The sequence below is a fragment of the Wolbachia endosymbiont of Brugia pahangi genome (assembly GCF_012030695.1).
Taxonomy (GTDB): Bacteria; Pseudomonadota; Alphaproteobacteria; order Rickettsiales; family Anaplasmataceae; genus Wolbachia.
Genome location: NZ_CP050521.1, coordinates 279,077 through 292,302, shown reverse-complemented (window position 1 = coordinate 292,302; position 13,226 = coordinate 279,077). Strand labels below are relative to the sequence as shown.

Here is a 13,226-nt window from a genome sequence, read left to right as displayed (position 1 = left end):
TGAGTGAAGTTACTTAAATTTTACATATCCATTGTAGAGTAAAGAAGCTAAATCTGGAACAAAAATGCTAGCAGAAACTTGGACTTTACTAATACTTACACTACTTGAAATAATACTTAGTATAGATAATTTAATCTTTATTTCTCTAGCAATAGATAGAGTACCAAACGCGTTGAGGGAGAGAGTACGCATCGTAGGTTTTGCACTAGCACTACAGATGCGCTTTGTAACACTATTTTTTACATCATATATATTATCAATGCAAAAACCTATATTTTACGCTGCATCGTTCAACATTTCAGTAAAAGATCTACTCATGATAGCAGGAGGATTATTCCTAATCATTAAAAGCTTCATAGAATTATGGAACGACATTTTCTCACGCAAGCAAGTTGAAAAAAAAATAGACATTAAATCACAACTGCTTTTAGCTGTACTACAAATTATATTAATAGATTTAGTTTTTTCAGTTGATTCTTTACTAACTGCTATAGCATTAACTCATAGCATGGTAATAATTGCTATAGCATGCGTATTTTCCATACTAGCAATGATATTTTTATCAAGTTATACTGCCCAGCTAATTAAATCTAGCCCGAGTTTAAAAATAATCGCCATCCTATTTATTGTACTTGTTGGTGTACACCTGATGCTTGATGGACTTCATGTAGAATTACCAAAAGAATACTTGTATTCTTCATTGACATTTGCATTATTTGTAGAAGTTACAAGTAGTATAAAGAAAAAAGTGCGGTGCATAAAGAAGAAAAAACAGTTCTAAATTATTCCCACTCAATAGTTGCCGGTGGTTTTGAAGTTAAGTCATACACAACTCTATTTACTCCGGAAACGTTATTAACGATTATACTGCTGACATTCTGCAAAAAATCCCAAAATATTAATGAATGCTGACTTTTATTCTCAAATGGAAATACATCAGCCGTCATACCATCAAACGATGTCACAGCCCTCAAAGCACAAACATATCCGTATGTACGACCATCTCCCATGACACCTACAGTTCTTATCGGCAATAGTACAGCAAAAGCTTGCCATATTTTATCATATAGATCATAATTTTTCATTGTATTGATATATATTTCATCTATTTCTTGCAATATTCGCACCCTTTCCTCATCAACTTCACCTATGACCCTTACCGCAAGTCCAGGTCCAGGAAACGGGTGTTGAAATATTATCTCGTTTGAAAGCCCAATCTCTTTCCCAAGCAGTCTTACCTCATCTTTAAAGAGGTAGCGCAAAGGCTCCACTAGCTTGAGATTCATCTTCTCTGGCAATCCACCAACATTATGATGAGATTTGATTGTACTAGCATTCCCCGAAGCATGTCCTGATTCGACCACATCAGAGTAAATAGTACCCTGCATTAAAAAATCTGCATTACCTATTTTTTTTGCCTCCTCTTCAAAGACTTCAATGAAAGTGTTACCAATAATTTTTCGCTTTTCTTCTGGATCAGTTATACCTTTTAACCTACTCAAAAACAAATTCGATTTATCAACATAATTTACTGGAATCTCTTCCAACAGAGCAATGGTCTGGTTCTTACGTAACAACCCAGTATCAATAAAAATACAGTTTAATTGTTTTCCTACGGCTTTATATGTAAGAGCCACTGCAACACTTGAATCAACCCCTCCACTTACCGCAGCAATTACTTTTTTCTCTCCTACCACATTTTTAATTTTCTCCTTTTGCTTTTCAATGATTGACTTCATTGTCCAGTCTCTTTTACAATTTGCAATGTCCAAGAAGTTAGAAAGCAATTTACTACCATTCGCTGTAGGCTTAACCTCAGGATGGAACTGAGTACAATATATCCTACGCTGTTCATTGGCAACTATCGCAATTGTTTGATTTATTACACCTGATGCAATAACAGTAAACCCTTGTGGTGCAGTTTCAACACTGTCCGCATGATTCATTAATACATCTACTTCAGAATTAACATTCCACACATCCTTTACAATGGAGGATTCCTTTAGTATCTTAATCTTAGTTTTGCAAAACTCCTGTTTGAACTCTTTTTTTACTTTTGCTCCAAAGTAATGACAAATAAGTTGCTGCCCATAGCATATCCCAAGTATAGGAACATTTGTTGTCTCATTAAATTTTATAATCTCATGTGCTACTCCACTTGCCTCAGAACAACCATCATGCACAGATTGTGGTCCTCCAGAGAGAATAAATCCATTGAATTTCGATATTGTTTCAAAACTGATGTTGCTAGGGAATATCTCACAATAAACGTTCATTTCTCTGATCTGTCTCGCGATAAGCTGCGTAAATTGTGAACCAAAATCAATAATGGCAATTGCTGACAACCTACTCCTCCATATTATTTAAAGCAATATTTAATAATAAAGAAAATAACAGAGCAAGTAAACTAAGACCTCTTTAAAAGCTTTAATATATGGCTTAAACATTAGCTGTGATCCATTTTGAGCTGACAAAAATTTTGCAGATGGTAGCCCAGAGTTTTTAGTCCTTTTTCGAAGTCAAGGCATACTCTAAAAAAATCCCAATCGTTACAACTTTTACCAATAATTCCTTTGCCTACTATAGAAGGAGAGTTATATTTTGCTTTATTATAGATGAACTTGCCCTCACTGCTGACCGCAACTTTATATATTCTCCCTTTATATTTTCCAATAAGCGTTTTCCCTATAAAAAGATCTTGATAAATTTTTGATTTTGTATTGAACTATCATCAACTTGTGTAATTTTGTCAGGTTTATTCACTTTGAGTATAGCTAGTGGCTTATTACCCAAGATATTATTTAACACCTTGCATACTACATATGTCACAATCTCATTTTTGACTTCTTCTACCCTTTTATCTACATATTTTTCCACTTTACTGCACACTGCCCTTTAAAACTGTCAAGAAAGTTTTGCAAGTTGAGTAAAGTTAATTCAGATGTTTCTATCAAATCCTCTAGTTCTATTGTTACCTCAATAATGAATTTAGTATACTAAAACACTTTTAAGAAAAACGACCTAAAATTCCTGTCCTTTAGGCACAACTGTACAAACATTGTAATGACCTTGACCAAAAAAGTGGTATCATTACAATGCTTGATATACAATTGTACGAACATTTGTTTTCGAAGACAGTGTGTTAAATGTTATAGCAGATTTTACCCCAAACATAAGGATATTATGAAAACATCTGATACTGACATGACATCTTTTTTGGACCCTTAAATTGAACTAGCTACAAATATTAAGAAATTTACTAAATAAAAAAAAGAAAAAGATGTCCCGTGGTAGATAGTGTTTACTCTCTAATCCTGCAAATTGGCATATTATACTGTCTCAAACGCTTTAAAAGCGAGTTTTAGCTTATATAGGTAAAAACCTAGAAATGTTGTGAAGACATAAGGTACATATAGTGCAAAAAATTAAACATAAGACATCAACTATGTAATACTTTGTTATTTAATCTGCACAGATTGAAGGTAATTGAATACCTTTAGTACTATGGGGGCCGGCGAGGTTTGTCAAATAATTTTTGCATTTCTATGAGTCACTTAGATGACACCCCTTCATAACATTTGTACAGCTGCATAACCTTTTAGCTATATTATAGATCTTGCTTTAGCCACATATTCATATAGAATTAAAAAAATCAGAGTCACAAATAAAATGTTAACGAGATTCGCCCCAAGCCCAACTGGCTATCTTCATGTGGGAAACGCCCGCACTGCACTCGTTTGCTGGATGTACACACGTAGTCAAAACGGGAAATTTTTACTTCGTTTCGACGACACTGATCTTCAGCGCTCAGACGTTAAACATATAGATAGCATAGTGCAGGATTTGAGATGGATTTGCATAGATTGGGATGTAAATTTTAAGCAATCAGAGCGCTTTAAGCATTATAACGAAGTGTTTCTGCAGTTAATAAAAAAAGGGCACATTTATGCATGCTATGAAACAAAAGAAGAATTAGACATTAAACGAAAATTGCAGTTAAAACATGGGCTTCCTCCGGTATATGATAGGAGTGCATTACTTCTCACTGAACAGGAAAAATTTTGTTATGAGCAAGAAGGACGAAAACCACATTTTAGATTTAAGTTAGATAGGAATGAAGTTGTCAAATGGAATGATGAGGTTAAAGGTGAAATAAATATTGCAACCAGCAGTATAAGCGACCCCGTGGTAAAAAGGGAGGATGGAATTTATACATACATGTTACCTTCTGTTATTGATGATGTCGACTTTAATGTAACCCATGTTATACGCGGAGAAGATCATGTAACTAACACTGCAGTTCAGATACAAATGATACAAGCATTAGAAGCAAAAGTTCCTGTGTTTGCTCATCTTCCCCTTCTACATTTTGATGATAGTAAAATATCGAAACGGAAAGGTGGACTGGACATCAAATCCATTAAAGAAAATGAAATTGAACCAATGGCACTCGCTAGTTATTTAATAAAACTTGGAACATCTGATCCAATCGAAGCTTACGTTAACATGCAATCTTTAATTGACTCATTTGACATTAAAAAATTTGGCTCAGCTTCTGCACAATTTAACTTGAGTGAAATACATAAGCTAAATAGTAAAGTCCTGCAACAAATGCCATTTGAAATGGTAAAAGAGCGTTTAAGTCAAATTGGAGTGAACTCTCCAGAGTTTTGGTACTTCATAAGGAACAATATAGAAAAATTTTCGGAAGTGGCTGAGTGGTGGCAAATATGTAAATCTAATATAGAACCTGTGGTTCTTGATAAGGAGTTTATAAAAATCGTACTCGATGCATTGCCTCAAGGTGATTGTAATGAAAACACATTGTCGGAGTGGGTGAAAGCTATTCAACAGACAGTGGATATAAAGGTGAAAGACTTGTTTATGCAGCTGCGTTTAGCCCTAACAGGTGCAAAAACAGGCCCAGAGCTTGCTAAGTTATTAATTTTTATTGGTAAAGAAAATATCATTGCAAGGTTAAAGAAGTATTAGCTAGGCACGTGTGATTCATAGAGGAATCCTAAACTACTATAACTTAAGGTTTCAGGCATAAACCTTGAACTAAAGATTGTTTTTTCGACAAGTAAAGAATGGTGAAAATTGTTTAAGGGATAACCAATGGCAAAAACTATAGAAAAAAATATACGAAATTTTTAAAGTAGCTAAAAGATCATATTACCACAAATCGTTATAAAGCAGCGCTTACAGCAAGCTCACTTACTTTATTATTATACTAGTATAGAAACTTTAAAGTGACAAAAAGAACATGGCTGGAAGCGAAAGTTTTGAATAACTGAGTAAGAATTTGAAGGGTGCATTTCCAGAAATGAAGGATTTTAGTATGAGAAATCTGAAGTATATGCACAAATTTGCTGAAGAATATCTCGATGTTGAATTTGTGCAACAGGTTGCTTGTAGAATTGCCTTAGTTTCATACTGTGGTGATTATGGATAAGATTAAAGAGCCTTACAAGAGAGGCTTTTCTACTTTCAAAGAGCTATAAAACATTGCTGATCACGCAATATTACAGTGAAGCAGATAGAGTGAACGCTATATAAAAGGCAGGGAAAGGCTATTATTAACCTTAAAGATAAGCTGTCATCTTTCCAATCAGACCTGGCACACTATACATTAAAAGATCTATATGTTTTTGATTTCTTAAGTATAGGAGATGATGCTCATGAGAGAGAAGTAGAAAAATGGCTTGTAAAAGCATGTTGAAAAGTTCCTACTAGAGCTGGGTGAAGGATTCGCGTTTGTTTGCAGACAAGTTTCACTTAGATGTTGGAGATAAAGACTTTTATATTGATTTATTATTTTACCACTTAAAGTTGTGTTGCTTTGTAGTAATTGAACTCAAAGATAAAGACTTTAAACCAGAATATGCTAGTAAAATGAATTTCTATCTTTCTGCAGTTGATGATTTACTAAAACATGCAACAGATTAATCTTCCATAGGATTAATTTTGTGAAAATCAGAGAATAGTGTGCTTGCTGAATATACACTTCGAGATATGACCAAACCAATATAGAGTTAGCAGAACATCGAATAACTGAAAATTTACCGAAAGACATAAAAACAGTTCTGCCAACGATAGAAGAATTGGAAACCGAGTTATTAAAAATTCCAGATAAGAAAAAGTGATTCTACGAAAATCATTTTTGCGAGTACACAGTTTTGCCGGACACAATAGTGCGTACTACGCGCCCTTTTACTTTGCGTCCGCCAAAAGGAGAATTTTTTGACTTACTAGCAAAGCTGTCAATTTTAATCTCCCACTCGTAATTCAAATCAACCAAAGTTAGGTCTGCAACAAAGTTCTTCTGTACACGACCACGTGGTACGTGTATTATATCTGCAGGCTTGTATGTCAGCTTTGCAAGTATATCAAACAGGTCTATCTGCCCACTGTGGTAAAGTTCAAGTGAAAGGGGTAGCATTGTTTCAAGGCCTACAATACCAAATGCAGCGCTCTCGAGTGGCAGGTCTTTAGAACTACGATCATGCGGCGCGTGGTCGGTTGCAATGCAATCAATCACGCCTGTTTTTAAACCTTCAACCATAGCTAAACGATCTTCTTCGGTACGAAGCGGCGGATTCATTTTTGCAATTGCTCCGTGTTGTTTTACTATATCTTCAGTTAAAGTGAAGTGATGAGGAGTTACTTCGCATGTGACGTTCAATCCTAAATCTTTTGCACGTTTAACAGCGTCAAGTGAGTCTTTTGAAGAGATATGCAAAATATGATAGTGCACATTCTCTATATCTTTCATGAGCAGTATATCGCGACTTACCATGACTGATTCTGATGCACTTAAGATTCCCTTTACTCCTAATGCTTCAGAAATCTTACCTTCGTTGATTGCACCGCCTGCTGATAAATTCAGGTCTTCGGCATGTTGAGCAATAGGAACATTCAGCATACTTGAATAAAGTAGCGCCTGCCTCATAATCATTGGATTCATGACCGGTATACCATCATCAGTAAACCCAACTGCACCTGCTTCTTTTAAAAGTGCCACTTCAGTTAACTTTTCCTCTGAAGTAGTGATTTTAGCGTAAAATTCAATGTTCACATGTGAAGTTTCAAGCGCTCTATATTTTAAATACTTAGCCAAAATAACACTATCTATTGCTGGAGTAGTGTTTGGTTGGCAAACTACAGTTGTAACACCTCCCGCAGCTGCGGATTTGCTACCTGTATATATAGTTTCTTTGTGCTCCTGGCCAGGCTCACGAAAATGCACGTGAATGTCAACAAGGCCTGGCATTAGAACAAGTCCTTCACAGTTTATCGTCTCATCAACTCCACTTGGCACTCCGTTCGAAAACAATGATTCACCAAAATCGATGATTTTACTCCCTTCAGTCAGCAGTGAACCCTCTATATCAAGTTTAGTTTCTGGGTCGATAATACGAGCATTTATATATGCTACCTTGTAATTTCTCTCCTGCCCTGCTTGCAATAAATTCCAAGTTTGAGTCATAAAATTGTAAGTACTGATTATGAAATTAATCTAAAGTTTTTTTTAACAAAGCACAATCAAATTAAAATGCGGACTACAGCCAAGGTAATCCGAAGATTTTGTTTGTTTATGCTTGTTGGCACGCGAGATACTGCAGCGGTACGACGTAGAGCTAACAGCAGTGGCATGTTTTGCAGAAAATATCAGATCTATTTTAGCTATATTTATTATTTTTTAAGATTAAATGGTTAAAATGGTAGATAAATGCTAAAGTGAGGTTTAACTAATGATGGCAAGTTTTCTAATAAAAACTAATTTTCTGCTTTTTCACCTATATTTCGATTACATATACAACATCTAGCTCAATTTAAAAGTCTAATTCAATAGGTTGTTAGTTTAAGCAAAAGAAGCTCCAGCGCTGACAGCCAAGAAGATACATAGCTTAATAGTGGGATTTTAGTATGGGTATAGATATAACTACACTAACTACTAATACAGATAAATTAGGTGAATGCACAGATAAAAATGAAAAGCGAGAGCAGGATAGAAAGGACGAGCAATTGCATGGTGCTATAGAGAGAAAGGTAAAAAAAGAAGAGCATAAGCGTAAAAAACCAAGAGTTCGAGATGGAATCATCAAGAAGTGTACAAGGTTATTCAAAGAAGGCGCTAGCCCTGAAGTATTAACTACATTGGAAGAATCACTTAGAAAACAAGAAAAATATTATAGGTATTATGTCCAGTGTTTCCTTCCGATATTGAATAGAAAAATACCGAAAGAATTAGACCCTATAAAAAAAGAGGGAATAGGACAAGTAATTTCTGAAATTACTTATAATAGCAAATATTATTTTAATAGTATTACCCACAACCAAAATGGCCATAGGAACAGCGAAGATAATGGAATTGGAAGTGATAGCAATCATAAACGTCAAACTAATGACAAAGAGCCTAAGAATAGGGAAAAAATTCTTAATATATTTACAGATGAGAACATTAATGATCGTTTATTGGAAACAGCAAAACGAGACAATAAGAAAAAAATTAAGAAACTTGTACAAAAAGGCGCAGACATTAGCACAAAAGATGGTGACGATAACAACACTCTACACTACGTAGTTGCTTTACAGCAAGGAAAGCAAAGAGTTGCATGTTTAAATCTAATATTAGGTTTAGTGAAAAAAGAAAAAATATCTCAAGATAAACTTAGTAAAACTATAAACCTTAAAGAAGGACAAACACCCTTACAAAAATTGTCATCTAAAAAAATAACTAAGGGAGAGCATAGCTCTGAAAGAGTACTCGGAAAAATTGGAAAATTTCTAAAAAAGCCATTTACGCAATATGATGATCATACGATAGAGTCTGCTATAAGCTTGTTTAAGCTAGGAGCTAACGTCAATAATTTGCAGTTATCTAAAGAGGAATTACAAAACTTAGATAAAAAGTACAGGAAGTATCATTTTAAACTCTTAGAAAAATTAGCAGAGTCAGTAGGGCGATCTACATTAGAGCAGAGAATCAATATAGAAAATAAAATTGAAGACATTACAGCGCGTATTATAAATACTCCAGATGCTAATGGTAATCATCTATTACATTCAATAATTGACAATTATGATAAAAATTTTTTAAAAAAACTATTGCGAAAAGGGGCAGATATTAGCCTAAAAGATGCAAACGTAAATAATATTTTACACCTTGCTGCACTGCTAAAGAAAAAACAAAAACGCAGATCTTTAAATGCCCTAATAGAAGCAATTTCCAAGAAATATCTAGCACAACTTGTTGATAGTGAAAATCAGGATGAAAGAACTCCGCTTCAGGTGGCATTCATTGACAAAATAACAAAAGGGAAATATGGACCCCACACAATCCAAGATAATGATAACACACTTAAGTTTTTTGTTACATTATTAGAGCATGAGGTTAAACCAGATCAGTTAGAATTATCTCAAGAAGTGCTACAAAATTTAAATGAAAAGCAAAAGGTATATTATCTTAATTTCCTAGAAAAATTAGCAGAGTCAGTAAAGAAACCTGAGTTAGAACTAGAGATAAAAACAAAAATTAAAGAAATTATAGCGCGTATTATAAATACTCCAGATGGTAATGACAATTATCTATTACATTCAGCAATTAAAAATAAAGATGAGAAACTTTTTAAGGAACTATTGCAAAAAGGGGCGGATATTAGCATTAAAGGTGCAAGTAACAACAATGCTTTACATCTAATAGTTATAGAATCAAAGAAAGAACAAAAGCTTGAATTTTTAAATATAGTATTAAATATAAGCGAGGAGAAAGGAAAAGAGCAACTTAAAGCACAGTTTAAAAAAGCTGTAGACACTGAAAATACAGCAAAACAAACGCCACTTCATCAAGTACTTCAGCACATACAAGAAAAGAGTAAAAAATCTTCGCTGGGAAACAAAATACAAAATGTAGTTAAAAAAGAATTTAATGCTACTAATAGATATCAAACTCTAGCACTATTCCTACAAAATGGTGCTGATATTAGCAAAAGAGATGGTGAAGGAAACAATGCTTTGCACTATATTGTGTCATTTAAAGGCAAACAAAAAGTTGTATGTTTGAAGTTAATTTCAGATAAAGATGGATTTAGTAATGCTGTAAATACTCCTAACAAAGAAGGGCGAACACCTCTTCATCAATTGCTTCAGTATATAGAAAAAAAAAGTGAAAGCCAGTCGCTTACAGATAAGAAATTTGAAAAAACTAACAGGTATAAAATACTAGAGCTATTCCTACAAAATGGTGCTGATATTACTATTCAGGACAAAGAAGGAAATAATGCTCTGCACTATATTATGTCATCGAAAGGCAAGCAAAAAGTTACATGTTTGGATCTAATATCAGGCAAAAGTGAATTAAGTGAGGCTGAGACAGACACCGATGATAAAGGTACGCTTATACAAGAAGCATTAAAGGGGAGAGCAATGAAAGAAAAATTTGAACACCTTTCTCAACATAAAAAAATTGTTTCCGGAAAGTCCGGTGGTGGCAACACAACAAAATTTTGTGCAATATTATTAAAAGAAGGTGCTAACCCTCATTCTTTATGGTTAGAAGATGAGAAATTTCATACTAAGAAGTACTATCTGGTTCTAAGAAATGCAAAGAATGATAAAACAATACCACAAAAAGCACGGGATAAAGCTAAAGAATTAAAAGAAAAGCTTGAAGCAAAATATGGTGTATGCACCATTTCTAAATGGTTTAATTCTCAAAGTAGAGCTACTGCAGACCGATTAAAAACCACTATGAAAAAAATAGGACATACTTCCAAAGCTGTATGGAAGTGCGTTGATTCTGGCAGGAGAGCTAGTATATTGTTAGCAATTACAGTAGTAACTACCATTATTATAATGGTAACACTTTCTTGCTTCCAAGGGCAAATTGTAATCGGAGCAGCATTACCTATTATAGCTATTACTGGAATGGTCTGCCTAATATTCACTTTAGGGTTTAATGGTATTAAGAAGTCTACGAAAGAATTTACCACTGATAAACAGGGTGTGCTTAAAAGTAAAGATGATCACCTATCTGCAGAGCAAGGCAAAGCTCTCAAAAGCACTGTTCAACAGAACGTAGAAAATAAACACAAAAATTCAGAGAAGGAAGAAATACAAGAGTCATCAGACCAATCAAAAGACACTGAAAGCCTTCCTAGTTCTAAAATATATGGTGTATCAATATTTCAAGTTATTAAGAGATTGTTAGGATTCAACGAGCAAATCAATAAACCCTCTTCTCTGGCGCGATGAAATCAATCTCATCACTCAGAGTGTCTTCAGCAACTTTCTTGTAATCAATTCTCACATTGATTTGCCCTTCCTTTTCCTCGAGCCACGCTATAGTGTGCTTCATCCAGTTCTTGTCATCACGTTCAGGAAAATCTTCACGAGCATGAGCACCTCTGCTTTCCTCGCGATTGGCTGCACACTCCATAGTAATAACCGCTTGTGGAATCATGTTAGCAAGCTCCAACGCTTCAACTAAGTCGCTGTTCCATACCATGCTGCGGTCTTCAATTGCAATATCAGGCATCATTTTTGCTACTCCTTTTATAGCTCTTTTACCTTCTTCTAAAACCTCAGCAACACGGAACACTGATGCATATTTTTGCATAGTGTGCTGCATCTCGCTGCGTATTTTTGATACTCTGAGCCCTCCGGAAGCAAACCGCATTTTATTGAATCTATCTACTATCCAATCTATACAAGCTGAGTGTAATTTTTTGTGTGGCATATTAGGCTTTAGTTTCTTTTTTGCTCTGAGTGCTGCAGCTCTACCAAAAACTACAAGATCAAGAAGTGAGTTAGAACCAAGCCGATTTGCACCATGTACAGATATACACGCTGCTTCTCCGATTGCAAATAATCCTTCTACCACTTCTTCTTTACTTTCCTTCAGTGTAACCACTTCTCCATGATAATTAGTTGGAATACCGCCCATATTGTAATGCACAGTTGGAATAACAGGTATTGGATCTTTAGTAACATCAACCCCTGCAAAGGTCCTTGCAGTTTCACTAATTCCTGGAAGTCTCAGTTTTATTATTTCTGGATCAAGATGCGCTATAGTTAAATATATGTGGTCTTTTTTCGGTCCTACACCTCTTCCCTCTCTAATTTCAATTGTTATTGCACGACTTACTACATCACGAGAAGCTAAATCTTTTACCTTTGGCGCATAACGCTCCATAAACCTTTCGCCCTGAGAATTAACAAGGTACCCGCCTTCACCACGACATCCTTCTGTCATTAAGCACCCTGAACCATATATTCCTGTTGGATGAAATTGCACAAACTCCATATCTTCAAGTGGTAATCCAGCTCTTACCACCATTCCATTACCATCACCTGTGCAGGTGTGTGCGCTTGTTGCAGAGAAATAAACACGTCCATATCCACCTGTTGCTAATACCACCGAATGTGCACGAAATTTATGTAATGTACCCTCGCATAGCGACCAAGCGAGAACTCCACAGCACGCCCCGGTTTCGTTATCTATGATTAAATCGATTACAAAATATTCGACAAAAAATTCAGTGTTAAATTTAAGACACTGCTGATATAGAGTGTGAAGGATCGCATGCCCAGTTTTGTCTGCTGCTGCACAAGTACGCTGGGCTGATTTTCCTTTGCCAAAATGAGTTGTCATTCCACCAAAGGGACGCTGGTATATTTTACCATTCCCTGTACGAGAAAAAGGTACACCGAAATTTTCAAGTTCAATAACAGCTTTAGCAGCGTTCTTACACATATATTCTATTGCGTCTTGATCACCAAGCCAGTCTGAGCCTTTTATTGTGTCATACGCATGCCAGCGCCAATCATCTTCAGCAATATTACCTAGAGCCGCACTAATTCCACCTTGTGCTGCAACTGTATGACTGCGTGTAGGAAAAATTTTAGAAATGCAAGCAACCGAGAAGTTAGTAGCAGCCATTCCAAGTGTTGCCCTGAGCCCTGCCCCACCTGCACCTACCACCACTACATCATATTCATGTTCTACGATTTCATACGCTGATTTATTCATATGTGCTTATCCATAACTACAGGCTTATGATATCACAGAGGTAGAAAAAATCTATATAAGTTTTCTAACTGTAATGAACCTCGCTAAATAAAAAGGAGCAAAAAATTTATGGACAGAATTGCGTTACGGAAACTGGATCTCAGTATCATCTATTTAGATGACACCAGTAATTGACGTCTGTTTAGCTAGATCT

The 13,226-nt window shown here is 35.3% G+C and carries 8 protein-coding genes; 4 read left to right on the top strand and 4 right to left on the bottom strand.

Translation table 11 applies throughout. The features are described from left to right. Nucleotides 1-64: 64 nt before the first annotated feature. A complete protein-coding gene (locus WBP_RS01415; protein ID WP_167895844.1) occupies nucleotides 65-781 on the top strand; it encodes a TerC family protein in 717 nt (238 codons plus the stop codon). Nucleotide 782: 1 nt separating this feature from the next. Here WBP_RS01415 and guaA read toward each other — a convergent pair whose 3' ends face one another. After that, nucleotides 783-2,345, bottom strand: a complete 1,563-nt coding sequence (gene guaA, locus WBP_RS01410; RefSeq protein WP_167895843.1) for a glutamine-hydrolyzing GMP synthase — start codon at nucleotides 2,343-2,345, stop codon at nucleotides 783-785. A 340-nt stretch (nucleotides 2,346-2,685) separates the two neighbouring features. Then, on the bottom strand, nucleotides 2,686-2,877 hold the full coding sequence (locus WBP_RS01400; RefSeq protein WP_167895842.1) for a hypothetical protein: 192 nt from the start codon (nucleotides 2,875-2,877) through the stop codon (nucleotides 2,686-2,688). Between the two features lie 792 nt (nucleotides 2,878-3,669). Here WBP_RS01400 and gltX point away from each other — a divergent pair. Both gltX and WBP_RS05530 read left to right on the top strand, forming a co-directional pair. Next, complete coding sequence (gene gltX, locus WBP_RS01395; protein ID WP_167895841.1) at nucleotides 3,670-4,992, top strand: glutamate--tRNA ligase; 1,323 nt, start codon at nucleotides 3,670-3,672, stop codon at nucleotides 4,990-4,992. Between the two features lie 750 nt (nucleotides 4,993-5,742). Beyond that, nucleotides 5,743-5,949: a PDDEXK nuclease domain-containing protein gene (locus WBP_RS05530; protein ID WP_246166056.1), complete on the top strand. Its 207-nt coding sequence runs from the start codon at nucleotides 5,743-5,745 to the stop codon at nucleotides 5,947-5,949. A 208-nt stretch (nucleotides 5,950-6,157) separates the two neighbouring features. On the opposite strand, the gene WBP_RS01385 is transcribed toward WBP_RS05530, so the two are convergent. Then, nucleotides 6,158-7,489, bottom strand: coding sequence for a dihydroorotase (locus WBP_RS01385; protein WP_011256644.1), 1,332 nt, complete (start codon nucleotides 7,487-7,489; stop codon nucleotides 6,158-6,160). Between the two features lie 440 nt (nucleotides 7,490-7,929). On the opposite strand from WBP_RS01385, the gene WBP_RS01380 reads away from it, so the two are divergent. Beyond that, on the top strand, nucleotides 7,930-11,256 hold the full coding sequence (locus tag WBP_RS01380) for an ankyrin repeat domain-containing protein (RefSeq protein WP_167895840.1): 3,327 nt from the start codon (nucleotides 7,930-7,932) through the stop codon (nucleotides 11,254-11,256). On the opposite strand, the gene sdhA is transcribed toward WBP_RS01380, so the two are convergent. Then, complete coding sequence (sdhA, locus tag WBP_RS01375) at nucleotides 11,228-13,033, bottom strand: succinate dehydrogenase flavoprotein subunit (protein ID WP_167895839.1); 1,806 nt, start codon at nucleotides 13,031-13,033, stop codon at nucleotides 11,228-11,230. The two genes, WBP_RS01380 and sdhA, sit on opposite strands and share 29 nt — an antisense overlap. Between the last annotated feature and the right edge of the window lie 193 nt (nucleotides 13,034-13,226).